The following is a 21,652-nucleotide window of genomic DNA, read 5'->3' on the forward strand; positions in this document are numbered from 1 at the left end:
AAGGCGCGGCAAGCTCCGGCCTTGCCCCAGGCGCTCGATTAAAACAGATAGCCCGGGCACATGCCGACCAATTCCGTTTCAACGTAAGGCGTCCGCTGACCCAGCAATGGCGCTGAGGTGACATAGCCATTGGTGCAAACGTCACGTCTGAAACCAACCACGTCCGTCATGCTGGCGTCAGAATAGAAGTAATAGAAATACATGGGCTCAGACGAACCGGCCTGGCTCGAGAATCCAACCGTTGCAGCCGCAGCGACCAGAGCGCCGGCGAGCATCATTTTCATGTTGAGCATGGAAAACTCTCCAAGTTTTGAAGGATCAATTTGGAAGGCAGGCTAGTCGCCTAGTACAGATACCCGGGGCACTGCCCGATGACCGTACGGGTGTAATACTGTGTCGCCGTTCCATGCGCCTGACCCGGTACGACATAGCCGTTGATGCACTGATCAAACGAGAAACCAACCTGAGTGGTTTTGCTGGCGTCGCTGTAATACGTGTACTCGTACATCCGTTCCGTGTCGGGCCACATGGCCATCGCTGCGCTGGTCGCGACACAAACGGCCGCGATCGCGGCTCCCATGATTTTCAGTTTCATTGCATGTCTCCTCCGAGCAGGTCGCTCAGCCGTGCAGGCTGCCGCAACCGCTTGTGAACGCCCTTGAACGGGCTGGGATGACGCAGTCAAATCTGGCGAAGCGGAAGGCGTTTACACGCGCTCACTCTCGACCAGACGCCGTCTTTGGCGACCCCATGCGCTCATACCATTGCGCCTTTAAATTGCCGCGTCAACACGCTTTCTGGTGTGCTCGCAACACAATAAACCCCGCAGCCAAGAGACTGCGGGGTTGTCATGTCGCCTATCTGGCATCGGTGCTTGGAAGGCGTCCTAGCCTGGAAGCCAGACGAGCTGACCATCCTGGCAGTGTCCGAGCAGGAAGCGGCTCTCATAAGGCGAAATCTGCCCCATCAAAGCATTCTCGCCCACACCCCAGCTCGCACAGAATTGCTCGATCGATCCGACTGGTTGCGTCATGGTCGCATCAGAAAAATAGGTGATCCAGTACACGGGCTCTGGCTGTCCGGCCGACACAGCCGAAAGGGGTGAAATTGCCAGAGCCGAAGCCAGCACCAACATCGACAGACCTGTTTTGAAGATTGGCATGGAAGCCTCCATATGATCGCAAAGTTTTCAGTCAAACGGAAAGTCGCAATGTCCGGCTAGTTGCTACTCGCATAACCTTGGCAATACTGACCCGTCGGAATCTGTTCAGAATAATTGCTGACACGCCCATTCACAGGCCCAGCAGTAATTACTCCGTTCATGCAGACATCGCGACGCGCACCCACCTGAACAGTCATCGACGCATCTTCATAAAAAATATGAAAGTACATCGGACCGCCACCATAGGCCAAAGCCGCTGTAGCCGCTGCTCCTGCGAGCGCTGTTAGCGCCACCGCCAACACCTTTATTGAACGCATCATGCTGTTCTCCCCTTTTTCGTGAAAACCCTCATCCACCAAGTCGCAGATGGGCCAGACATGCATAACGCCTACAATTGCGCCATGCTCTCCTATCTGGGGAATATTGAAGCCCTCAGAGTTGTTTCGTCTACCGACCTTGGGTTGAGCTTTCAAACATGGAAAACCCCGCTGTCAGCTGACAACGGGGCATGTTCCATCAAACATATGCAATCTTAGGATTTAGATAAATCCTCGCCCGCCAGCGCGCGTTCAATCAGGGTGATCGCGCCCGGCAAACCATAGAGCGCCGCCAGTCCGCCAAAGCGCGGCCCCTGGCTTTGGCCCAGCAGCACTTCATAGAGCGCCTGGAACCAGTCGCGCAGGTTTTCAAAGTCCTGGCTCTTGCCCGCAGCGTAAACCTCGGTCTGGATGACTTCCGGATCGGTTTCGCCCGGATCCAGCGCCTTCAGACGCTGCACCAGATCCTCCATGGCCGCCCGCTCCATATCGGTCGGGGCGCGATAGGTCTTATGCGGTTTCACCTGGTCTTCGTAATAGGCCAGCGCATACCCCGCGAGCCGGTCCAGGAACGGATCGGTTTCCGGTGTCAGCTCCGGCGCGTATTTGGCGATGAACCCCCACAGCGTCGCCTTGTCATGAGCGTTCGCCGCCGAGACCAGATTGAGCAGCAAGGAGTATCCGATATCAGAACCCGCCTTGGGCGGCTCGCCGGAATGGATGTGATAGACCGGATTTTCCAGCTGCTTGGCCGGCTCCTGATCGGGATAGGCGCGCAGATGCTGGCGATACTCGTCCACCGCCTTGGGGATCACGTCAAAATACAGACGCTTGGCCGTACGCGGCTTCTGGAACATGTACATCGACAAGCTTTCCTGGGGCGCGTATCGCAGCCAATCCTCGACCGCCAGGCCATTGCCCTTGGACTTGGAAATCTTCTCGCCCTGGTCATCCAGGAAGAGCTCGTAGACATATTGCACCGGCGGCTCGACGCCCAGGACCCGGCAGATCTTTGAATAGACCGGCGCATTGGCCTGGTGATCCTTGCCGAACATCTCGAAATCCACGCCCAGCGCGGCCCAGCGCATGCCAAAATCGGGCTTCCATTGCAGCTTGGTGTTCCCCCCCGTCACCGGCAGGGTGATGTCAGTCCCGTCCTCATCCTCGAACGTGATGGTCCCGGCCTTGGCGTCGATGGCCTTCATCGGCACATAGAGCACCCGGCCCGTGGTCGGCGAGATCGGCAGGAAGGGCGAATAGGTCGCCTGACGTTCCGCGCCCAAAGTGGGCAGCATCACCGCCATGATGTCATCGAACTTTTCGAGCGCCCGGATCAGCGCCTCGTCAAAGGCGCCGGAGCGGTACTCATGGGTGGCGGAGCGGAACTCGTAGTCGAACCCGAAGCTGTCGAGGAAGGCGCGCAGGCGCGCATTGTTATGCTGCGCAAAACCCTCATGGGTGCCGAACGGATCGGGCACGTCAGACAAGGGCTTGCCCAGATGCGCGGTCAACATGTCCTGATTGGGCAGATTAGACGGCACTTTGCGCATGCCGTCCATGTCATCTGAAAACGCGATGAGCTTGGTGGGATACTGGTCCTCGGTCAGCACGCGAAAGGCATGGCGCACCATGGCGGTGCGCGCCACTTCGCCAAACGTTCCGATATGCGGCAGTCCGGACGGGCCATAGCCGGTCTCGAAGATGACCGCGCCGCCCTTCATCCCGCTTTTCTCCACCCGTTTCTTCACCAGGCGGGCCTGCTCAAAGGGCCAGGCCTTGGCGTTCTGGGCGAGCGCGGCGAAATCGGTCATCGCGGGTCTCTTTTCCTGCTGCAAGTTGGATTGAAGCAGGGCAAGTAGAACCGCCAGCGGGTTTGGTCAACTGTGCGAGCGCTGAGCGACACGCGATGGCGAAGAACGCGCACGCGGATCAGGCGAAGAATCCCGGCAAGTCATTCAGATCCAGCCCCTGCGCCTGCATATAGGCGCTAAAGCTTCCAGGTTGACCAGCGGCGCGCCACGCGTCGAGGCCCGTCAGCACCTCTTGAAAGAGGTTTAGCTCTTCCAGTACGGCCTGTGTGAAGTCCGGCGCTTGAAGCTGTCCGCACAGAGTGGCGAGAGCGTGCATGGCTGCGCGCACATCAGGTTCGGGTTCTGACAGGGCGCCGCGCTCGACAGTATGAAACGCGTCGGAAACCCGCTTCAGCAGATCAAGAATACGTCCGCGCAAGGCCGCCGGATGACAGGGATCACGCTCCAACGCCTGTGCGAACAGGTCTGGATTCCACTCAAATCCGGCCCTGAACACTAGCGGATCGGCCGCAGCGGCGTCTTCCTCTTCCCATCTCCGGCAGACCCGGATCGCCGCCATCGCCACCGGATAGGGCATGAAGCCAGGGATAGCGCCAAACAGACGCCTTGCTTCATCAAGCGTGCGCACCAATGAGATCGCCTCCGTCAACGGGGCTTGCTCCAGCTGAGCCGCGAAGGTGTCGCCAGCCTGTTTGGCCGCCGCCTTAAGACCAGCCTGTTTCGCGCTGAAATACGCCGAAAAGGCTTCCAGCTCCGGCTTGGCCGCGAGCCACGTCGCCGCCGTCCCTGCGAGATCAGCTGTGTTCGTCATCAAAGATCGCCTCGATCGGCTGGCCGAACACCCGCGCAATCTTGAACGCCAACGGCAAGGAGGGATCATATTTGCCGTTCTCGATGGAGATGATGGTCTGGCGTGAGACGTCGAGCTTGTCCGCCAGCGCGGCCTGGCTCCAGCCGAGATCCGCACGCATATCCTTCAGACGGTTCTTCATGCGTAGCGGCGAGAGACGAAGAACAGGGCGATGTAATACATCAGCATGAAGCCCGGAAAGCCAAAGGCCAGCAGGATATCGGGCAAGGGCCAGACGACATCCCAAATCGCCCAACTGGTGGTCAGGATAGCCAGCACGCCGCCTGACAGCGCCAGAGCCGTCAAATGGATGCGATGCTGTAGCTCGTCCAAAGCCTTGACCAGAAGGGCAAACTCCCACAGCAGCCAACACAAGGCTGCGACCATTCCCAAGAGAACAGGTTCAGGGACCCATTCCCAATCAACCAGCAGCGTCGCGAGCACAGCCAGAGCGCCCGCCAATGATCCGTTCACCACGTAACGCCTCCGCGCCTTGGGCGGTGCGGAGGCGGTTTCAGGCATTACATAATCAAGCCAGCGTCCCAATGGGTCTCTCCCGACAGGGTTGATAGGGACTCTTACGCTGAACCGGTGATTTTTTTCCAGAGGCGGGCGCGGTTGGCGAACGCCGTCCAGCCCAGTAGCGCGCCGCCGCCCCAGATCATCGCTTCGGTGGAGAACGCAGCGGCGATGACGGCGGAGACCTTCAAGGCGCGTGGGAGGTCAAAGGCCAGCGACAGGCCCAGCGCGGCCCAGGACGCCGCACACAGCCCGATCAGAGCGAAGGCGGCGATGCGGCGGATGGATTGTCCCTTTTTCATGATGTGTCCTTTCTGTGCGCCATGAGGCGGGGCGTTCATGCGCCCGGTTGCAGGGTCGCTTCACTGTGAGACCTGTCCTGAGCGAGCGGCTCATGAGACGCAGGCGCGTCAGACCGGGGCTGCGCCAGAAAGACGAGGGCGTACAGCGCCATCCAGGGCAGGGCCTTCAAACAATCAGCAGACATTTGCGCTCACTCCTTGATGTAAAGCGTGCTTCACATATTATGTAAAGCTCACTTCACGTCAAGCACCCTTTACTCAAAAAATGATAAAAAAACGGCCGCCCCGGGTTCCGGAGCGGCCGCATTCATCTCTAAAGCTCTGAAAGGCTTACTTGTCCGGCTGCGGCGTGGTGCGCAGATACGGCTTGATCTTGGTGTAGCCCTTGGGGAAGAGCGTGTCGGCCTCTTCATCGGAAATGGACGGCACCACGATCACGTCCTGGCCGTCTTCCCAGTTCACCGGGGTCGCCACCTTGTAGCCGTCGGTGAGCTGCAGGGAGTCGATCAGGCGCAGCACTTCGTTGAAGTTCCGGCCCGCGCTCGGCGGATAGGTGAAAGTGGCGCGGATCTTCTTGTTCGGGTCGATGATGTAGACGGCCCGCACGGTCACTTTCGGATCGGCGTTGGGATGGATCATCGTATAGAGCTCGGACACCGAACGATCGGTGTCGGCGATGATCGGGAAATTCATCTTCACGCCCTGGGTCTCTTCAATGTCCTTGACCCAGCCATGGTGGTCAGCGATCGGGTCCACAGACAGAGCGATCGCCTTGGCGCCGCGCTTGGCGAATTCGTCTTTCAGCTTGGCGGTGTAGCCGAGCTCCGTGGTGCAAACCGGGGTGTAATCGGCGGGGTGAGAGAAGAACACCACCCAGTCATCACCGATCCAGTCGTGGAACTTGATCTTGCCTTCGGTGGTTTCCGCTTCAAAGTTCGGGGCGATATCGCCAAGCAGCAGACCCATAATTCATCTCCATCAGAGCATTTGCGAGGGGCGTCAAACACCGCTTTACTTGGCGTGGGCTGTCGTGCAACGCAACCCGTAAGCCGTGTAATTGCCCTTGCATGAGGATTCGCCCCTATGCCGCTCCTGATCGCCATGCGCCACGCCAAGGCCGTCGACCGTATGATGGCTGAAGACGATTTTGACCGTGGCCTGACCGAGCGGGGCGTCGCTGACGCTGACCGGGCGGCCGAAGCCTTGAACCGGGCGGGTGTTAAGGCCACGCACGCTCTGGTGAGCCCGGCCAGACGGACCCGCGAGACCTGGAAACGTCTCAGCGCCATACTGGGCGAGCTGCCCGTGACCGATCCCATGGCGCTGTATCACGCCTCGCCAGAAATGCTGGAGCGCGCCGTCGCCGAGCAACTCGAACACGGCGCGGAGGCGATCATGCTGGTCGGTCACAATCCCGGCATCGGCGCCCTGGTGCATATGCTCGCCGGTCAGGCCGAAGCCGCGTCCGACCTGCCCTATGGCTGGCCCACCAGCGCCCTCGCAGCCTTTGACGTCGCGCTGCAGGACAAGCGCCTGACCGCAAACCGGCGCCGATTGTATTTCAACCCGAAAGAGTCTTGATTCTCTTATAAAGAGAATATTAACTACGCCCCGGCTGGTACTCAACGGGGGAGCGCGGCATGCCGTCTGTGATCAGACCGGCCCTTTCAGGACGCGCGCTCGCCGTTCGCAGCGGACGACCGCTCGATCTGCACGCCGCGGCCTATGGCCTGCGCGACCTCAACCCTCTGGCGAGCGCCGGACACGCCTTGAGACCGCCCCCGCCGCTTATCATCGGACCGCTTTGCTTTATTCTGGTGCTGACCGTCCTGTTGAAAGGGCTGGTGCTCATGGCGGTCATCATGGCCGCCGCGGGCGGTGTGGTCGTATTGAGCGCACTGCGGCTCGCGGCGGCCCTCACCCCGGCGCGCTATGCGGCGCGCGCGCGTCTCTCAAACCATGACCTGCCCGTGATCAGCGTCATCATCGCGCTCTATGACGAGGCGGAGGTGCTGCCCGGCCTGATCGCCGCCCTGTCCCGGCTCGACTATCCGCGGCGCAAGCTCGACATCATCCTGGCGCTGGAAGCCCATGACGAGGCCACACGCGCCACAGCCCGCGCGCTGGCGGCCCGGCAGGCCTTGCGCGTCGTGGTCCTGCCCCCGCTCGGCCCCATGACGAAACCGCGCGCCCTGAACCTGGCGCTGCAAGCGTCACGGGGTGAGCTGATCGCGGTTTATGACGCCGAAGACTCCCCTCACCCCCAACAATTACGTCACGCCGCCGAGGCCTTCGCGGCGGATCCGGGCCTGGGCGTCGTTCAGGCGCCGCTGGGTTGGTATAATCGTGAAGAAAACTGGCTGACCGCGCAATTCGCACTGGAATACGCCACCCAGTTTCACGCCCTGCTGCCGCTGCTGTCTCGGCTGGGCTGGCCGCTGCCGCTTGGGGGGACCAGCAATGTGTTCCGCCGATCCGCGCTCGAACACTGCGGCGCCTGGGATCCGTTCAATGTCACTGAAGACGCCGATCTCGGCTTTCGGCTGGGACGTCAGGGCTGGCGCGCCGGGCTGATCGAGCCCGGCACGCTGGAAGAAGCGCCGCTCAACCCCAGCGCCTGGATCAATCAGCGCAGCCGCTGGCTGAAAGGCCATTTCGTCACCTGGCTGGTGCATATGCGCGATCCGCGCGGACTGATCGAGACCCTCGGCTGGAGCGGCGTGTTCAGCCTCAGCTTCACCGTGCTCGCCAACATGCTCAGCGCGCTGATCCATGCGCCGACCGTGCTGGCGATGGCGCTCGGCGCGACCCTTCTGGGGCTTGTTCCGGGCTGGGGGGCGCTCTGGACGCTGGGGGCGCTGATGATGGGCGTCGCTTATGGCTCGGCCATGGTCTGCGCGGTCACCGGCGCGCGCCGGGCGGGGTTCCGCCCCCAGCTCAGGCATGTGCTCAGCATGCCCGCCTATTGGCTGATGCAGGCGCCTGCCGCGCTCAAGGCCTTGCGCGAGCTGCCCCGCCACCCCTATCTGTGGGACAAGACCCAACACGGCGTTTCCCGCGCCCGCAGAGAAACGCCTGATGACGCTGCCGATCACTCTCTTGCTCATGCTCGCCACCGCCGGCCTGTTCGCGCTCGCCGCCTGGCGCAGCGGCAAGCCCTCAAATCCGCTCAAGCCGCGTCTTATTCCCTGGACTCTGCTCAGCATCGCTAGCGGCGTGTTTTTCATGATGCTGCTGGCGCATGTGTTCAGCCATTTCGGCTTTGTAACCGGTCAGCGCTTCATGCCGCGCTAGCGCCGCCTGCGACCAGGATAATCGCCGCCCCCATCATCAGGGCGAACAGCGCGAGCACCCCAAGCCGCACCACAAGGCGCAGCCCGCTTGGCAGGCGCGCCCACAGCCAAAGCACGCGGCGACCAAAGAGGAACAATAAAACGCCCATGGCGCCATAGCGCACCAGCCGCCCCGAAAAGGCCGCGAGCACAAACAGGGGCGCCGGGATCAGCGCTGCCCCTGCAGCGAACGAGCTGAGCTGCACCGGCACCGGCGTCAGCATGGACACGCTCACCGCCCAGGCGCCATAGGCGTCGATCCGCGCACGCGCGCCCTCCAGCGACAGCGCCAGATCGGGCCGCGCGCTGATGAACGCCTCCGCGAGATCGAGCGCCAGACGCCCCGCCCAATAGCTCAGCACACAGCCCAGCACCGAGCCGAGCGTGACCACCAGCGTCGCCTCGATCACCTGTCGTCGGCCGCGCAGCATGTAAGCCAGCAGCGGAAACTCGATCGGCCAGGGCAAAAGCGTGCTTTCCAGCACCGAGCCCGCAAACAGCGCCGGAAGCGCCAACGGCCCCCGCGCCGTCCGGTCGAGCCGCGCGCGCCAAAGCCTCAGCCGGCGCCGCCAGCGTATCGTTCGTTTGAAAGGCGCGCGGGTCTCGCTCATGAGACTGACTTACACCGGAAGGGTTAACCGCACACCCGGCGTGTCGCCGCAGGGGGGAAGCTATGAAAGCTCGGAAACAGTCAGGCGAAGCGAGCGTGGCCGATTGGCATAAATATACAAACGGGAAAGAACAAACCAGATGAATGCGATCATTATATATTCAAAATCAAAACCAGTCCCGACGTACGCCACCAACCATACAAGTGACGCAAAGAGCATGGCAAGCATTAAAAACCGCCCATAGCCGTCACTCATCTCAATGATGAATTCCAACTTATCTTCGCTCACGGCTTTACGCACACGATAAGGACCGCTCACTTCTTCCACATTACAATCGAAATGAATTGAACGCTTAACTTCAAGATGCGTGCAATCACCATATGCGAAGCTGCGAAATACACGAATAAACACTCATAACCCCAGGTCATCAAAGATCGGACGCGCCAGCTTTCGCAGTCATTTGCCGAGAGAGTGAGGGCGATCTGCGAGTATTCAGGAAAAGCGTGGAGCGGGTGAAGGGAATCGAACCCTCGTCTGGAGCTTGGGAAGCTCTCGCTCTACCATTGAGCTACACCCGCTTGAGGGCGTTGTTTTTACCAGATTGATGGAACCCGGCAAGCGAGCAGACGCAGGAAGTCTCTGCGCAAGCCTCAGCCCTGCTTGAAATGCTTGGCAAGCTTGAGGCCCTGGGCCTGATAGTTCGAGCCGGCGACGCCATAGGGCGTTTTCACGTCTGACGACATCGGTTCATAGACAAGGCGGGCGACCGCCTGACCATGATCGAGGATGAAGGGCACGTCGCGGCCGCGCACTTCCAGAACAGCGCGGGATCCTGCGCCGCCCGCCGCATCGACGCCAAAGCCCGGATCAAAGAAGCCGGCGTAATGGGCGCGGAACTCGCCGATCTCGGGCGCAATGGGGGCCATTTCGGCGGCCTGATCGACCGGCACGCCGACGGCTTCGCGCGAACACAGAATATAGAACTCACCGGGATCGAGCACGATGCGGCCATTGGGGGCGTAGATCGGCTCCCAGAAGCGCTCAGGATCGTGTGCGCCGACTTTCATCAGGTCCACGAGCGGGCTGTGGCGCTTGGCGCGATAGCCCACGGGCTGGCCGTCCCCGGCCTTGAGATCGACGGACAGCGTCACCGCGTCGAGCGCTTTCATCTCACCCGCGCGCAGGCGCACCTGCACCAGCCGGTCGCCGGGGCGGGCCAGCACCGAGAAGGTGCGCGGGGAAATCTCCACATAAAGCGGGCCTTGATAGCCCGCGCGCACCTGATCAAAGGCGCTCGACTGATCGCCGATGACGCGGGTGAAGACATCAAGGCGCCCGGTGGAGCTTTTGGGATTGGCGAAGGCCGCGACCGCGTCGGGTAAACTCAGGCTTTCCTGAATTTCGGCCAGATAAACGCAGCCCGTCTCCAGCACCGCCCCGCCCTCAAGGTCGAGCTCGTGCATGACCACGTCTTCATCGAGGCAGTCCAGCACAGTCCGAGACGGCCCCGGCAGGAAGCTCGCCCGCAAGCGCCAGGCCCGGCGCGCCAGTCGCAGATCAAGGCTGGCAGGTTGAATCTGCCCGCTTTCCAGCGGCTTATCAGACGCGATCCAGCCCTGAGCGACAGCATCAGACAGGGCGCGATCAGGAAGAATGCCGGGAGCAAAAGTCATCAGATCAGGGCTTCACAACAGAATCATTTGGGCGGTTCGAGTGTCCGCGCTTGACCCCCGCCTTGTCCAGCAAGCCAGGCCGCCGCACAAGCGCCGCGCTGCGCCCCACACTATTTTGCTTGAGCCATGGGCGCTATCTGGGTCTGATACGCGCTCGCTCTTTAAGGGAAGGCCCGCCCATGTATGAAGAAGTCACTCGGGACATTCTGATCCGCGTGCGCCCGGCTTTTCGCGACGAGGAGTCCGAACCCGATGAGGGGCGCTATTTCTGGTCCTACACAATCGAGATCGAGAACCAGGGTGACGCCGTCGTTCAATTGATGAGCCGGGAATGGCGCATCACCGACGCCTTCAACCAGACCGAGATCGTTCAGGGACCGGGCGTGGTCGGCGAGCAACCGCAGATCAAGCCAGGCGAGGTGTTCGCCTATACGTCCGGCGCGCCCTTGCGCACCCCGTCAGGGTTCATGCGCGGCGCCTACACCATGCGCACCGAGGACGGCGAGAGATTTGACGCGGTCATTCCCGGGTTTGCGCTGGACTCGCCGTACAACACCGTGACCTTGCACTAGAGCCGCTTCGGGAAATCCTGTGAACGCTTCGGGCCGCACCGTTCTGTTTGTGCTGGGCGTCATGCTCGCCAGCCTGTCCGCCGCCATGTTCGCGCCGGCGATCGCGGACCTGAATGACGACGCCCAGGCCGCGCACGCCTTTTTCGGCGCAGGCGGGCTGGGGTTGGCGCTGGGCGGCATCATGACCTTGATGGGCCGCGGCTCGACCAAGGACCTCAGCGCCCGCGGCGCGATTTTGCTGACGGGCGGCGCCTGGATCGTATTGTCTGTGGCGGCGGCGATCCCGCTCAAGCTCTCAGGCCTCGACATCAGCTGGACGGACGCGCTGTTTGAAGCGACCTCGGGGATCACCACGACCGGCGCGACGGTGCTGACGGGCTTGCAGGACATGCCGGCGGGCATCTTGCTGTGGCGCTCGATCCTGCAATGGATCGGCGGCGTGGGGATCATCGTCACCGCCATGGCGATCTGGCCGCTCCTGGGCATTGGCGGCATGCAGCTCTTCCGGCTTGAAAGCTCTGACAAGTCAGAAAAAGCCTTGCCGCGCGCCGGTCAGATCGCCGCCGCTGTAGGCCTGGTCTATCTGGTGCTGACCTTCTTGTGCTTTCTCGCCTATCTGGGCGCGGAAATGACGCCGTTTCAGGCGATCAACCACGCCATGACCACAGTGGCGACCGGCGGCTTCTCCACCCATGACAGCTCGATCGGGGCCTTCGTCGACGGCGGCGCGGATCTGGTGGCTCTGGTGTTCATGGTGCTGGCGGGATTGCCCTTCGTGCTGTTCCTGCGCGCCGCTCAGGGGCGGCCGGACCTGCTGGTGTTTGATCCGCAGGCGCGCGCCTTTCTGATGGTGGCCCTGACAGCTTCCATCCTCCTGACGCTCTGGCTGGTGGTCCACGACCCCCATGATCACGCCCACCTGCCCGCCTGGCGGATCGCAGCGGTCAACGGCGTCTCCGTGCTGACCGGAACGGGATACGCCTCAGCGGATTTCTGGCTGTGGGGCGGCGGCGCGGCGGGTATTTTCTTTGTTCTGATGTTCATCGGCGGCTGCGCGGGGTCGACCACATGCTCGGTGAAGATCTTCCGCTATCAGATCGCGGCTTCGGCGATGAACGCCTATATCGCCCAATATGCGCGCCCCAATGCGGTCAAACCCATCCGCTACCGCAACCAGACCGTCCCTGATGAAACCGTGCGCTCGGTGCTGGGCTTTTTCTTCTTGTTCTTTCTGACCTTCGGGATCAGCGCCTCGCTGCTGAGCCTGATCGGGCTCGACCCTGTCACCGCGGTCAGCGGGGCGGCCACCACGCTCGCCAATGTGGGCCCGGGGCTCGGCGACATCATCGGCCCGGCAGGCTCGTTCCAGGAACTGCCCGCAACCGCGAAATGGGTGATGACGGCCAACATGATCATTGGCCGGCTCGAGATCATGGTGATTTTCGTGATGCTGGCGCCGCGCTTCTGGCGCGGTTAGCCGTTGACGGTTTTCGAGCGCTCGATCACCTCGTCCACATCGCCGCGATGGGTGATCACGCCTTCCTGCATCAAGATCGCCTGATTGCAGACCGACTTCATCAGTTTGACGTTATGGGTCGCCAGCACAAGGATGCGCGAGCGTTTGACCATATCGTCCAGCCGATCCTTGGCGCGCGCCTGAAAGGCCGCGTCGCCCGCGCCCAGCCATTCGTCAAACAGCAAGATATCGGCGTCAAAGGCGGTGGCGCAGGCGAATTTGAGCCGCATGGCCATGCCTTGCGAATAGGTGCGGATCGGCAAATCCAGATAATCGCCCAGCCCGGTAAAGCGGATGATGTCATCCTGCATGCCGTCGATTTCACGCTGGCTCTTGCCCGCCACAATGCCGGCCAGGCGAATATTCTCATAGCCGGTGGCGTCCATATTCATGCCCAGCCCGATATTGAACATGGTGGCGATATGGCCATCCACGGCCACCAGTCCGCGCTTGGGCGGGTAGATGCCCGCAATGGTGCGCAGCAAGGTGGTCTTGCCGGCGCCGTTGCGTCCCACCACGCCCAGCCGGTCGCCCGGCTTCAGCAACAAAGACAAATCGCGGATGGCGTGCACGTTCAGGGTCGAGCCCTGACGCTCGATCAGGCCGCCTGACACCCGCTCCTGGTTGGCTTCGTTGTCTTCCGCCGTTTTGCGCTTCACCCGACGCGAGGTGAAGGTGACATCGACATTTCTGAGCAGGACTCGGGCCATGGCGTTACAACCAGAAAATCAGATCGCGGCGGAAACGCGCGAAGACCGCAAAGGTGACCAACGAGCCCAGGCCCGTCATCGCCAACACGATCCACCAGTGCACCATCACCACCTGGCCGTTGAGCAGGGGCTCGCGGACAATGGCGATGAAATGCGTCAGCGGATTGATGTTGGCGAACTTGCCGCGCGTTCCCAGTTCATCCGCAACCCAAAGCACCGGTGTCATCAGGAACGCGAACCGCATGATGGTGACGACGATATGCTGCAAATCACGGAACCGCGCCGTGAGGAAGCCCAACAGCAAGGTCACCCAGACCGACGTGTAGATGATCACCGCGAGCGCGGGGATCGCCCACAACGCGCCCCAGGTCAAAGGATGACGCAAGAACGCCAGCGCCAGGGCCACTGACAGCCCCGTCAAAGCCAGATTGAAGACATTGCGAAAGGTCAGCTTGTAGGCGAACAGGCTCATCGGCAGCCGCTGGGACCGTAACCAGCCCTCCGCCGCAATGAACACGGTGCAGGCCCCTGTAATCACTGTGGCGATGTATTGAAACACCCACAATCCGATCAGCAGATAGGCGGCGAACCAACGCGCATCACTGGAGCTGAGCGCGCCAAAAAACCAGATCAGGCCAGCCCCGAACACCAGAAAGGACACCACGATCCAGGCGGCGCCCAGCAAAGAGCCGCGATAGAGCTGCTTGACTTCCTGAAGGCCCAGATTGGTCCACAAGGTGTGACGCTCCAGCCCCTCCTTGAGGTCGAGCCAGGCGTCGGCGATCATATTCGAGCTGGACCGGTAAGAGTAAGGCGCAGGCACTTAGTCACTCCAAACGCTGGAATTGGCGCTGGGGCCAAGCCTTTGATCGCTGGCATTAATGGACTTGAAGCCGGGGGATGTCCACCATCCGCCTGCAACCGTCCCAATGCGCTCAACCGCCTCGTCAGGCGTCGAGCACGGTCTTGATAAACTCTGCTTTGGCTTCGCGGTAAGACGCCGTCTTACGTCCGCGATAGGCGCGTTTGAGCGCGTTGTATCGCGCCACCAGAACCTTGTCGGCGTTCAGGGCGTCCCGGAAGGCGCTGAACTGATCAAGCGTGTCGCCGACCACCACAAGCTGGACGCCGACCTCCAGCGCGTAACCGGGCGCGCTGAACGCGGCGAACCCCTCGCGCCGGGCCGGCCGGTCCTTAGCTTGATGCGTCTTGTCCAGATGCTTCAGCGCCGCGGGGAAATCATCCCTGGAGACGCGGACAGCGATGTCGAGATCGCCCTTGGTTTCACAGCCGGGCACAGAAGTCGCGCCCACATGCTCGATCAACGCCGCATCGGGTAGAGCGCGCGCATGCTGACGCCGCCATTTTTCAAACGCGACCTGCGCCTGATGACAACATTCCTCTAGATCGGGGCTGAGCTGAAAGAGCGTTTCATCATCTGACATCAGTCGTTCGCAACAGCTGCGGCGTCGATCTCTTCAGCCGTAAACCGCCACTCACTCTTGCAGTACTCGCACGTCATCTCGACCGAGCCGTCTTCCTTGCTCATATGCTCGCGATCATCCGCCGGGAAACGCGCCAGCATCTTGGCCAGGCGCGCACGCCCGCAAGTGCAATACCGGTTCACCTCACGCTCGGCCTGAACCCGCACGCCGTCCTCGTGGAACAGACGGTACAGCACGCGCCCCGCCGTGAGCTCCGGATCCAGCAGCTCGTCATCCTCAATGGTGTTGAACAGGGCGAGCGCATGATCAAACTCGGCGTCTTCCGCGGGCCGGCTGTCATCGGCGGCGATTTTCTGGATCAAGGCGCCGCCCGCGCGCCAGACGGTTTTGCCGCCGTCCATGACTTGCTGGCCGACCGCCAGTCGCAACCGGGTGGGCACTTGTTCTGATTGCGCAAAATAGTGCTCGGCGCTGGCGGCCAGGGTGTCGCCCTCGATGGCGGTGACGCCCTGATAGCGTTCCATGCTGTCGCCGGGATCAATCGTCATGACGAAATTGCCCTTGCCCAGAAGGTCGAGCGGCCCCAACGGGCCGTTCGCCTGAGCTTCCAGAGCCTGGACGCGATCCGCATCATATTTGGCGTAGGCGCGGACGCCCTGGCCAGGCACGAAATCAGCAACGACGAAGCCGACCGCGCCATTGCCTTCCACCGCTTGTCCCGTCGCGCCGGGGCCGCTGGCCTGAACGATCAGCCGACCGTCAAACTTCAGCGAATCCCCGATCAGGATGGCGACGAGCGCACACTCGCCGACAAGACGGGCGACAGAGGCCGGGTAGTTGTGCGCGGACAGCATCGTATCCATCGTCTCTCCGAGACGGACGAAACGACCGCGCACGCTCAAACCTTCGAGCTGGAACGTCAGGACGATATTGTCGCCTGCCCCCAAGGAGTCCGGGCCAGGTGTAGAGGTCATATCAGTCATACGTCCGTCTCGTTCCGCTTAACTACTCAGGCTGCAGCTCGCCGAGCGCCTTGTCGAGGGCGCTGACTGCTTCACGCACATGATCTTCGTTGATGATCAGCGGCGGAGCCATCCGAGCCACGTTGTCGCCGGCCGCGCCCATCAGCAAATGGTGCTCGCGCGCCTTGCCGACAAGCGTGCGATTGCCAAAGCCGTCCTTGAGCTTCAGTCCGACCAGCAATCCGCGCCCCCGCAGCTCTTCGACCTTGTCGGAATGCGCGTCGACGACGCCGGAGAGCGATTGGCGCAAAACGTTGGAAATGGAGACCACATGCTCCATGAAGCCGGGCTTGCTCAGCTCATCATAAACCACATTGCCGACCGCCATCGCCAGCGGATTGCCGCCAAAGGTCGACCCATGCGTGCCCACGACCATGTGTTCGCCAGCCGCGTCCGTGGTCAGGCAGGCGCCCATCGGGAAGCCGCCGCCGACGCCCTTGGCCACCGCCATGATGTCAGGACGGGCGTCGCCTGCCCATTCATGCGCCCAGATCTTGCCAGTCCGGCCGGCGCCGCACTGCACTTCATCATAGATGAGCAGCAGGCCGTGTTCGTCACACAATTCGCGCAAACCGCGCAGGCAGACATCGGGAATGGCGCGCACGCCGCCCTCGCCCTGAACCGGTTCGACCAGAATGGCGGCGGTTTCTTCAGTCACCGCCGCTTTCAGCGCCTCGTGATCACCGAACTCCACCTGGTCAAAGCCTTCCATGGCGGGGCCGAAGCCTTCGAGATATTTCGGATTGCCGCCCGCATTGATCCCGCCATAGGAGCGACCATGGAACGCGCCGGTGAAGGTGATGATCCGGTATTTGTCGGGACGGCCATTGGCGAAATGATAATGGCGCGCTGATTTCAGCGCACACTCGACCGCTTCAGTGCCGGAATTGGTGAAGAAGACCCGATCCGCAAAACTGTCGCGGCAGTACTTTTCAGCCAGTTCAAACTGACCCGGCACCCGGAACATGTTTGAGGTGTGCCACAGCTTGTCCGCCTGGTCCTTCAGCGCCGCCACCGCCTTGGGGTGACAATGGCCCAGCGCGTTCACCGCGATGCCCGAGATGAAGTCGAGATATTTGTCACCGCTTTTCTCGATCAGGTAAACGCCCTCGCCGCGTTCAAAATCAAGTTTGGGCGGCGAATAGGTGTCCATCAACGGCTTGGGCATAAAAGGCTCCCTGGGTGGAAAGGGGTGAGAAAATTCAACTGTGCTGATCTAGGACCAGACGCGTCAGCTCTTCAAGCGCCAGCCTGAGCGCAGCAGCAGATAGGACGCGGCGAGAAGCGCCGCATTGATCGCTGCGATCACCAGACCGCCAATCAGAAGCGGACTGTCATGACTGCCGATAAAGCCAAAGCGGAAGCCGTCGATCAGGAAGAAGACCGGGTTCACATGACTGATCGAGTAGAACGGCTCAGGCAGGATCTCGACCGAATAGAACGTGCCCGACAGGAACGCCAAGGGCATGATGATGAAGTTGGTGATCACCGCCAGATGATCAAATTTCTCCGCCCATAGCCCCGCAATCAGACCAATCATCGCCATCATCGCTGTCGCTGACAGGCCGAAATACGCCATCGCCCAGATATGGCTGATGGTGATGTCCACGAATGGCGCCACCGCGAGCGCGGTCGCCGTCCCGACGATCACGCCGCGCGTGACCGCCCCGCCGATAAAGGCCGCGGCCAACTCGGCCGCCGACAGCGGCGGCATCAGAAAGTCGACCGTATTGCCCTGCACTTTCGCCACGATCAGCGAAGAGGACGAATTGGCGAAGCTGTTGTTGAGCATGCCCAGCATGATCAGGCCGGGCGCGACGAAGGCGGTGAAGTCCACGCCCATCACATCGCCGCGGCGCGATCCGATCGCGAGAGAAAAGACGATCATGTACAGCAAGGTGGTCGCGACAGGCGCCAGCACCGTCTGAAAGCTGACCTTCAAAAAGCGCCGCACCTCTTTCTTGTACAGCGTCCACAGACCCAGCCAGTTCACCGCGCCCAGCCGGCGTGGTCGGGGACCGTCGGAGACAGTTGTGGATTGCGGCGCCGAAGCGACTTGATCTGACATGAGCGACTCCCCTTAAGGCTCTGTACGCGCATCTAGCACGCTCCCGCCGCCCTGTGCAGGCCATGCGGTGCGGATGAAGTTATCCACGGACGAATCAAGTCGGCATCTTGTGCCTAGCGGCTCAGGAGATACTGTATCTCGTGTTCACACCCAAGATATAGGGCAAGCCAATGACCCTATCACTAGGTGTGGGATATGTGGATGAGCTTAATTGGGCGAGGAGCGCACCGCCATGGCGTGGACCGAAGACCGTGTGGAAACTCTGAAAAAGCTTTGGTCGGATGGCCTGAGCGCCAGCCAGATCGCCAAGCAACTTGGTGGGGTGACCCGAAACGCCGTGATCGGCAAAGTACACCGCCTGGGCCTGTCAGGCCGTGCGGCGCCTTCGCGCCCCGCGCGTCGTCCGGCGCCTCGGCCCGCTCCGCGTCCGGCTGCAAAGCCTGTGGCCGCGAAAGCCAGCCCCCAGGCCGCCGCTCCTGCAAAGGCGAAACCTGTCGCTGCTGAAGCCAAGCCTGCAGCCCTTGTGGCGCCACAAGACGCGGCCCGTCTGCCCAATGGCGAATACGCCACGGTGCTGACCTTGCGCGAGGGTATGTGCAAATGGCCGATCGGCGATCCGACCGACACTGAATTTCGCTTCTGCGGCCGCCATTCCGGCGTCGGCAACGCCTACTGCGAAGCCCACGCCCAGCTGGCCTACCAGCCGCAGGCCAAGCGCAAGCGCAAGCCGGGCGACGACGCCAAGGCGGTGCTTGACAGCCTGCAGTCGGCGCGCCGCGTCAATCTCTAGGCGTCGCTCGACGGATCCAAAGAACCCCGGCCTTGCGCCGGGGTTTTTTATGGGCGAACGTCCAGCTGGTATTTGAGGAAACGCTGACCGGCATAGGCGTCCTCGCCCATAAAGACTGCGCCATAGCGCGCCAACGCGGACAGAGACTTGCGCGATGGCGCGAGCAGAAAGCTGATCATATTGATCCGCTCGTCATTGCGGGCGAAGTCCAGCGCCTTTACGAGCACCCGCCGGCCCAGACCGAACGCGTCCGGGGTGAGCACCAGCCCGAAATCCCAGACCTCGCCCTCTTTTTCAAAGCCGCCCCAGCCCACATAGCGATCCCCCTGATAGATCGCCCAATGGCCCAAGCCGTCTTCACGCCAGCGTTTCTGCTTGGCGACGAGGAACGCCTCAGCGTCCTCATCGGTCCAAGGCTGGGTGAGCAAAGGCAAATGCGCCGCTATACGCGGGTCATTCATATGCGTCAGAAGTTGACTGACGGAGACGTCGCTCAAACGCCCGAAACGGATCGACACGTGATGATCTGGGGTGGTCATGACGGCGAGCCTATAAGGCCAGACGCCGCCCGCCCAATCACGAGCCGGTGACACATATACAAAAACCCCGGCAGGAGGACCCGCCGGGGTTTGAAAATACGCTGCGATGCAAGCGCTATTCGGCCGGCGCTGACGCGCCATGGACAGCGCGCTTCAGCATCATGTTGTCAAAGTTCGACCAGACACCGGCGTCGCCATGCCAGTCGCCCTGGGTCGCGCCCTTGGAGTATTCAGTGGCGCGCGCTTCAAAGAAGTTGGCGTGCTCCACCCCGTTCAGGATCTCGGACAGCCACGGAAGCGGGTGCTCTTTGACGCCGTAAATTGTAGGGAGCTTCATCTGCTTCATCCGCCAGTCGGCGATGTAGCGGATATATGTCTTGATGTCCTCAGGCGTCATGCCTTCGACTTCACCCGCTTCAAACGCCAGATCGATGAACTTGTCTTCAAGCTTGACCACGGTCTGGCAGCAATCGGCGATGTCGTCCTTCACCGATTTGGTCAGCGCCCCGGTTTCCTCGGCGAAGGTGTGGAACAGCTTCATCATGCCCTCGCAGTGCAGCGATTCATCGCGCACCGACCAGGACACGATCTGGCCCATCCCCTTCATCTTGTTGAAGCGCGGGAAGTTCATCAGCATCGCAAAGCTGGCGAACAATTGCAGGCCTTCGGTAAAGCCGCCGAACACCGCCATCGACGTGAGAATGTCTTTCTCGGTCTCGCAGCCGAACTTGCCCAGATAATCATGCTTCGCCGCCATTTCCTCATACTCCATGAAGGCGGAGAATTCGGTGTCCGGCATGCCGATGGTTTCCAGCAGCAGCGCATAGGCCGCGATATGGATCGTCTCCATATTGGAGAAGGAGGCGAGCATCATGCGCACTTCAACCGGCTTGAAGAGCGGCATGTAGTTTTCCATGTAGTTCGCGCCGACTTCCACGTCCGACTGGGTGAAGAAGCGGAAGATCTGCGTCAGCAGATTGCGCTCCTTGTCAGTCAGCTTGGTCGCCCAATCCTTGCAGTCCTCGCCCAGCGGCACTTCTTCAGGCAGCCAGTGAACCTGGGACTGAATTTTCCAGAAGTCATACGCCCACGGATAGCGGAACGGCTTGTAGGTCAGGCTGGGAGACAAAAGGCCCGGACGGTCTGAAGCGACGGATAGCATGGCGTTTTCTTTCTCGGCTCTGGCGATCATTCAAGGGGCTATATAGCGCCGCTGGCACGACAGATAGCGCTTTTGCCCCTCAGGTCCACTAGATATTGTGTCACAACGAGTCTGGTTTCCAGTGTATTAATCGGGTTTTCCACGCTGGAAGAAACTTGACGCAAGGCGACTCAAGTGACCGCGTCGGCTAGAAAGCGCGCGATAGCGCGATGGCGCCGAACCGTTGCGGCCCGTTCTGCCCGGCATACTGCTCGCTTCGCACCACATAGGTAAAGGCCAGTCGGTAGCGATTCACATGCAACGCGGCCCCCGCCTGCACATCCCCGACCCAGATATTGCGCTCCACCGAGCGCGACTCGCGAAACGTATTGCCGTCGAGAAAGATATCTCGGCCCACCGCATAACCGCCAACGCTGGCGAAGACATAGGCGGACACCGGCTGGTTCGGCGTAAAGATGCTGGAAGGGGACAGCGCCGGCCGCATGCGCGGCGGGGCGAAAGATTCCTGCAGATCCGTTCCGAATCGCACAGTCGCGCCCACAGACAGATCCGTACGCAATGTCCCCAGCGTAAGCCCGCCATGGCCCATCAGATCGGCTCGATAGGCCCCGATCTCCCATTGATGGATCCGCTCGGTCCGTTGGCCTGAAATGGCGAACACCAACTCGTCATGCAATTGCGTATCCCAGCCGCGCGGCTCCTTGCCGTCGATCAGCTGATGCCAGCGCGACTGAACAAACTCGCCCTGCGCGCTCGGTCCGATCAGCCCCACATCAACAAGAATGGTGTGTTCGCTATTGGCCGTCCGGGCCGAGGCGAACCAGTTCAGGCTGAGATGGGCGGCATAGGGATGATCATCGAGCGGCGGGTCCTCCACCGTGATATCGCTGGCCGTGTAGAGCGTATGCGCCAGCGCATATCCCTCACGCACCGTCGCGCCCTTGAGATTGACGAATGGCTGGGTGCGGGCCGCTTGCAACAGCCAGGGGCTGACCGCCTCTTCAGACGCCACCCATTCCAGACGCAAGCCATTGGTATAGTGGCGATCCGTACCGCCGAACATGTCATTCTCGATGACAAGCGTCAGCACTTCACCGTCTTCAGGTTGGAAGAAATCAGGCAAATCAGGGAAGTCGGACCGATCTGACGCGCGCGCCGCGCCCCCCCCCGAAACGAGGCCGCAACAGACCGCCAGCAGCGCCGCAATGCAAGACACTCTCAAGGCACGCCCCTCTGACGCGCGTCAGACGG

The 21,652-nt window shown here is 61.4% G+C and carries 28 protein-coding genes and 1 tRNA gene; 5 read left to right on the plus strand and 24 right to left on the minus strand.

Going from position 1 to position 21,652, the window contains the following annotated elements; all coding sequences use genetic code 11:
* Positions 1-38: 38 nt before the first annotated feature.
* From ACTIGF_RS03265 to ACTIGF_RS03315, 11 genes are all read right to left on the minus strand, one after another.
* The gene (locus tag ACTIGF_RS03265) at positions 39-293 is read right to left on the minus strand and encodes a hypothetical protein (RefSeq protein ID WP_439635511.1); all 255 of its coding nucleotides are present in this window, start codon (positions 291-293) and stop codon (positions 39-41) included.
* A 50-nt stretch (positions 294-343) separates the two neighbouring features.
* On the minus strand, positions 344-595 hold the full coding sequence (locus ACTIGF_RS03270; protein WP_439635512.1) for a hypothetical protein: 252 nt from the start codon (positions 593-595) through the stop codon (positions 344-346).
* Between the two features lie 291 nt (positions 596-886).
* Positions 887-1,162 carry a hypothetical protein gene (locus tag ACTIGF_RS03275; RefSeq protein WP_439635513.1) on the minus strand — a complete coding sequence of 92 codons (276 nt, stop codon included), beginning with the start codon at positions 1,160-1,162 and terminating at the stop codon, positions 887-889.
* A 56-nt stretch (positions 1,163-1,218) separates the two neighbouring features.
* Positions 1,219-1,482 (minus strand): hypothetical protein, encoded by a 264-nt coding sequence (locus ACTIGF_RS03280; protein WP_439635514.1) that lies wholly within the window; start codon positions 1,480-1,482, stop codon positions 1,219-1,221.
* Between the two features lie 212 nt (positions 1,483-1,694).
* Positions 1,695-3,290: a lysine--tRNA ligase gene (locus ACTIGF_RS03285; protein ID WP_439635515.1), complete on the minus strand. Its 1,596-nt coding sequence runs from the start codon at positions 3,288-3,290 to the stop codon at positions 1,695-1,697.
* Between the two features lie 118 nt (positions 3,291-3,408).
* Positions 3,409-4,101, minus strand: a complete 693-nt coding sequence (locus ACTIGF_RS03290; protein WP_439635516.1) for a hypothetical protein — start codon at positions 4,099-4,101, stop codon at positions 3,409-3,411.
* A complete protein-coding gene (locus ACTIGF_RS03295; protein WP_022700250.1) occupies positions 4,085-4,282 on the minus strand; it encodes a helix-turn-helix transcriptional regulator in 198 nt (65 codons plus the stop codon). The genes ACTIGF_RS03290 and ACTIGF_RS03295 overlap by 17 nt, the downstream gene beginning before the upstream one ends.
* Positions 4,279-4,686 carry a hypothetical protein gene (locus tag ACTIGF_RS03300; protein WP_439635517.1) on the minus strand — a complete coding sequence of 136 codons (408 nt, stop codon included), beginning with the start codon at positions 4,684-4,686 and terminating at the stop codon, positions 4,279-4,281. Before ACTIGF_RS03300 ends, ACTIGF_RS03295 begins: the two co-directional genes overlap by 4 nt.
* 32 nt (positions 4,687-4,718) lie before the next feature.
* Positions 4,719-4,961 (minus strand): hypothetical protein, encoded by a 243-nt coding sequence (locus ACTIGF_RS03305; protein ID WP_439635518.1) that lies wholly within the window; start codon positions 4,959-4,961, stop codon positions 4,719-4,721.
* 35 nt (positions 4,962-4,996) lie between these two features.
* Positions 4,997-5,146, minus strand: coding sequence for a hypothetical protein (locus ACTIGF_RS03310; RefSeq protein ID WP_439635519.1), 150 nt, complete (start codon positions 5,144-5,146; stop codon positions 4,997-4,999).
* A 145-nt stretch (positions 5,147-5,291) separates the two neighbouring features.
* Positions 5,292-5,927 (minus strand): peroxiredoxin, encoded by a 636-nt coding sequence (locus tag ACTIGF_RS03315; protein ID WP_439635520.1) that lies wholly within the window; start codon positions 5,925-5,927, stop codon positions 5,292-5,294.
* A 117-nt stretch (positions 5,928-6,044) separates the two neighbouring features.
* Between ACTIGF_RS03315 and ACTIGF_RS03320 the strand changes: the two genes are divergently transcribed.
* Entirely contained in the window at positions 6,045-6,542 is a 498-nt protein-coding gene (locus ACTIGF_RS03320; protein WP_439635521.1) for a SixA phosphatase family protein, read from the plus strand.
* Between the two features lie 59 nt (positions 6,543-6,601).
* Positions 6,602-8,173 carry a glycosyltransferase gene (locus tag ACTIGF_RS03325; protein WP_439635522.1) on the plus strand — a complete coding sequence of 524 codons (1,572 nt, stop codon included), beginning with the start codon at positions 6,602-6,604 and terminating at the stop codon, positions 8,171-8,173.
* A 68-nt stretch (positions 8,174-8,241) separates the two neighbouring features.
* On the opposite strand, the gene ACTIGF_RS03330 is transcribed toward ACTIGF_RS03325, so the two are convergent.
* The 4 genes from ACTIGF_RS03330 to ACTIGF_RS03345 form a co-directional block, all read right to left on the minus strand.
* Positions 8,242-8,904: a YqaA family protein gene (locus ACTIGF_RS03330; protein ID WP_439635523.1), complete on the minus strand. Its 663-nt coding sequence runs from the start codon at positions 8,902-8,904 to the stop codon at positions 8,242-8,244.
* A 60-nt stretch (positions 8,905-8,964) separates the two neighbouring features.
* Positions 8,965-9,315, minus strand: coding sequence for a hypothetical protein (locus tag ACTIGF_RS03335; protein WP_439635524.1), 351 nt, complete (start codon positions 9,313-9,315; stop codon positions 8,965-8,967).
* Positions 9,316-9,408: 93 nt separating this feature from the next.
* Positions 9,409-9,482, minus strand: a tRNA-Gly gene (locus ACTIGF_RS03340).
* A 72-nt stretch (positions 9,483-9,554) separates the two neighbouring features.
* Positions 9,555-10,577 (minus strand): 2'-deoxycytidine 5'-triphosphate deaminase domain-containing protein, encoded by a 1,023-nt coding sequence (locus ACTIGF_RS03345; RefSeq protein WP_439635525.1) that lies wholly within the window; start codon positions 10,575-10,577, stop codon positions 9,555-9,557.
* 179 nt (positions 10,578-10,756) lie between these two features.
* Between ACTIGF_RS03345 and apaG the strand changes: the two genes are divergently transcribed.
* Entirely contained in the window at positions 10,757-11,149 is a 393-nt protein-coding gene (gene apaG / locus ACTIGF_RS03350) for a Co2+/Mg2+ efflux protein ApaG (protein WP_439635526.1), read from the plus strand.
* A gap of 19 nt (positions 11,150-11,168) precedes the next feature.
* Positions 11,169-12,626 carry a TrkH family potassium uptake protein gene (locus tag ACTIGF_RS03355; protein WP_439635527.1) on the plus strand — a complete coding sequence of 486 codons (1,458 nt, stop codon included), beginning with the start codon at positions 11,169-11,171 and terminating at the stop codon, positions 12,624-12,626.
* Here ACTIGF_RS03355 and ACTIGF_RS03360 read toward each other — a convergent pair.
* From ACTIGF_RS03360 to ACTIGF_RS03385, 6 genes are all read right to left on the minus strand, one after another.
* The gene (locus ACTIGF_RS03360; protein ID WP_439635528.1) at positions 12,623-13,375 is read right to left on the minus strand and encodes an ABC transporter ATP-binding protein; all 753 of its coding nucleotides are present in this window, start codon (positions 13,373-13,375) and stop codon (positions 12,623-12,625) included. The two genes, ACTIGF_RS03355 and ACTIGF_RS03360, sit on opposite strands and share 4 nt — an antisense overlap.
* Positions 13,376-13,379: 4 nt before the next feature.
* Complete coding sequence (locus ACTIGF_RS03365; RefSeq protein WP_439635529.1) at positions 13,380-14,198, minus strand: ABC transporter permease; 819 nt, start codon at positions 14,196-14,198, stop codon at positions 13,380-13,382.
* 124 nt (positions 14,199-14,322) lie between these two features.
* On the minus strand, positions 14,323-14,820 hold the full coding sequence (locus ACTIGF_RS03370; protein WP_439635530.1) for a GrpB family protein: 498 nt from the start codon (positions 14,818-14,820) through the stop codon (positions 14,323-14,325).
* Positions 14,820-15,803 carry an Hsp33 family molecular chaperone gene (locus ACTIGF_RS03375; RefSeq protein WP_439635531.1) on the minus strand — a complete coding sequence of 328 codons (984 nt, stop codon included), beginning with the start codon at positions 15,801-15,803 and terminating at the stop codon, positions 14,820-14,822. Before ACTIGF_RS03375 ends, ACTIGF_RS03370 begins: the two co-directional genes overlap by 1 nt.
* 22 nt (positions 15,804-15,825) lie before the next feature.
* The gene (locus ACTIGF_RS03380) at positions 15,826-17,010 is read right to left on the minus strand and encodes an aspartate aminotransferase family protein (protein ID WP_439635532.1); all 1,185 of its coding nucleotides are present in this window, start codon (positions 17,008-17,010) and stop codon (positions 15,826-15,828) included.
* A 63-nt stretch (positions 17,011-17,073) separates the two neighbouring features.
* Positions 17,074-17,910 carry an ABC transporter permease gene (locus ACTIGF_RS03385; RefSeq protein WP_439635533.1) on the minus strand — a complete coding sequence of 279 codons (837 nt, stop codon included), beginning with the start codon at positions 17,908-17,910 and terminating at the stop codon, positions 17,074-17,076.
* A 232-nt stretch (positions 17,911-18,142) separates the two neighbouring features.
* Here ACTIGF_RS03385 and ACTIGF_RS03390 point away from each other — a divergent pair, with 232 nt between their 5' ends.
* Positions 18,143-18,700: a GcrA family cell cycle regulator gene (locus tag ACTIGF_RS03390; RefSeq protein WP_439635534.1), complete on the plus strand. Its 558-nt coding sequence runs from the start codon at positions 18,143-18,145 to the stop codon at positions 18,698-18,700.
* Positions 18,701-18,747: 47 nt separating this feature from the next.
* Here ACTIGF_RS03390 and ACTIGF_RS03395 read toward each other — a convergent pair whose 3' ends face one another.
* The 3 genes from ACTIGF_RS03395 to ACTIGF_RS03405 form a co-directional block, all read right to left on the minus strand.
* Complete coding sequence (locus ACTIGF_RS03395; RefSeq protein ID WP_439635535.1) at positions 18,748-19,239, minus strand: GNAT family N-acetyltransferase; 492 nt, start codon at positions 19,237-19,239, stop codon at positions 18,748-18,750.
* 115 nt (positions 19,240-19,354) lie between these two features.
* Positions 19,355-20,401, minus strand: coding sequence for a ribonucleotide-diphosphate reductase subunit beta (locus ACTIGF_RS03400; RefSeq protein WP_439635536.1), 1,047 nt, complete (start codon positions 20,399-20,401; stop codon positions 19,355-19,357).
* Between the two features lie 187 nt (positions 20,402-20,588).
* A complete protein-coding gene (locus ACTIGF_RS03405) occupies positions 20,589-21,617 on the minus strand; it encodes a lipid A deacylase LpxR family protein (RefSeq protein ID WP_439636642.1) in 1,029 nt (342 codons plus the stop codon).
* Positions 21,618-21,652: the final 35 nt, after the last annotated feature.

Source organism: Oceanicaulis sp., assembly GCF_051859625.1.
GTDB lineage: Bacteria > Pseudomonadota > Alphaproteobacteria > Caulobacterales > Maricaulaceae > Oceanicaulis.

Bases quoted from the DNA above. Each gene is read 5' to 3' on its own strand.
- ACTIGF_RS03375 (WP_439635531.1), bottom strand. From the start codon at position 15,803: ATGACTGATATGACCTCTACACCTGGCCCGGACTCCTTGGGGGCAGGC.
- ACTIGF_RS03280 (WP_439635514.1), bottom strand. From the start codon at position 1,482: ATGATGCGTTCAATAAAGGTGTTGGCGGTGGCGCTAACAGCGCTCGCA.
- ACTIGF_RS03395 (WP_439635535.1), bottom strand. From the start codon at position 19,239: ATGACCACCCCAGATCATCACGTGTCGATCCGTTTCGGGCGTTTGAGC.
- ACTIGF_RS03360 (WP_439635528.1), bottom strand. From the start codon at position 13,375: ATGGCCCGAGTCCTGCTCAGAAATGTCGATGTCACCTTCACCTCGCGT.
- ACTIGF_RS03295 (WP_022700250.1), bottom strand. From the start codon at position 4,282: ATGAAGAACCGTCTGAAGGATATGCGTGCGGATCTCGGCTGGAGCCAG.
- ACTIGF_RS03325 (WP_439635522.1), top strand. From the start codon at position 6,602: ATGCCGTCTGTGATCAGACCGGCCCTTTCAGGACGCGCGCTCGCCGTT.
- ACTIGF_RS03305 (WP_439635518.1), bottom strand. From the start codon at position 4,961: ATGAAAAAGGGACAATCCATCCGCCGCATCGCCGCCTTCGCTCTGATC.
- ACTIGF_RS03345 (WP_439635525.1), bottom strand. From the start codon at position 10,577: ATGACTTTTGCTCCCGGCATTCTTCCTGATCGCGCCCTGTCTGATGCT.
- ACTIGF_RS03385 (WP_439635533.1), bottom strand. From the start codon at position 17,910: ATGTCAGATCAAGTCGCTTCGGCGCCGCAATCCACAACTGTCTCCGAC.
- ACTIGF_RS03290 (WP_439635516.1), bottom strand. From the start codon at position 4,101: ATGACGAACACAGCTGATCTCGCAGGGACGGCGGCGACGTGGCTCGCG.
- apaG (WP_439635526.1), top strand. From the start codon at position 10,757: ATGTATGAAGAAGTCACTCGGGACATTCTGATCCGCGTGCGCCCGGCT.
- ACTIGF_RS03400 (WP_439635536.1), bottom strand. From the start codon at position 20,401: ATGCTATCCGTCGCTTCAGACCGTCCGGGCCTTTTGTCTCCCAGCCTG.
- ACTIGF_RS03380 (WP_439635532.1), bottom strand. From the start codon at position 17,010: ATGCCCAAGCCGTTGATGGACACCTATTCGCCGCCCAAACTTGATTTT.
- ACTIGF_RS03265 (WP_439635511.1), bottom strand. From the start codon at position 293: ATGCTCAACATGAAAATGATGCTCGCCGGCGCTCTGGTCGCTGCGGCT.
- ACTIGF_RS03285 (WP_439635515.1), bottom strand. From the start codon at position 3,290: ATGACCGATTTCGCCGCGCTCGCCCAGAACGCCAAGGCCTGGCCCTTT.
- ACTIGF_RS03270 (WP_439635512.1), bottom strand. From the start codon at position 595: ATGAAACTGAAAATCATGGGAGCCGCGATCGCGGCCGTTTGTGTCGCG.
- ACTIGF_RS03315 (WP_439635520.1), bottom strand. From the start codon at position 5,927: ATGGGTCTGCTGCTTGGCGATATCGCCCCGAACTTTGAAGCGGAAACC.
- ACTIGF_RS03320 (WP_439635521.1), top strand. From the start codon at position 6,045: ATGCCGCTCCTGATCGCCATGCGCCACGCCAAGGCCGTCGACCGTATG.
- ACTIGF_RS03330 (WP_439635523.1), bottom strand. From the start codon at position 8,904: ATGAGCGAGACCCGCGCGCCTTTCAAACGAACGATACGCTGGCGGCGC.
- ACTIGF_RS03370 (WP_439635530.1), bottom strand. From the start codon at position 14,820: ATGTCAGATGATGAAACGCTCTTTCAGCTCAGCCCCGATCTAGAGGAA.
- ACTIGF_RS03390 (WP_439635534.1), top strand. From the start codon at position 18,143: ATGGCGTGGACCGAAGACCGTGTGGAAACTCTGAAAAAGCTTTGGTCG.
- ACTIGF_RS03275 (WP_439635513.1), bottom strand. From the start codon at position 1,162: ATGCCAATCTTCAAAACAGGTCTGTCGATGTTGGTGCTGGCTTCGGCT.
- ACTIGF_RS03310 (WP_439635519.1), bottom strand. From the start codon at position 5,146: ATGTCTGCTGATTGTTTGAAGGCCCTGCCCTGGATGGCGCTGTACGCC.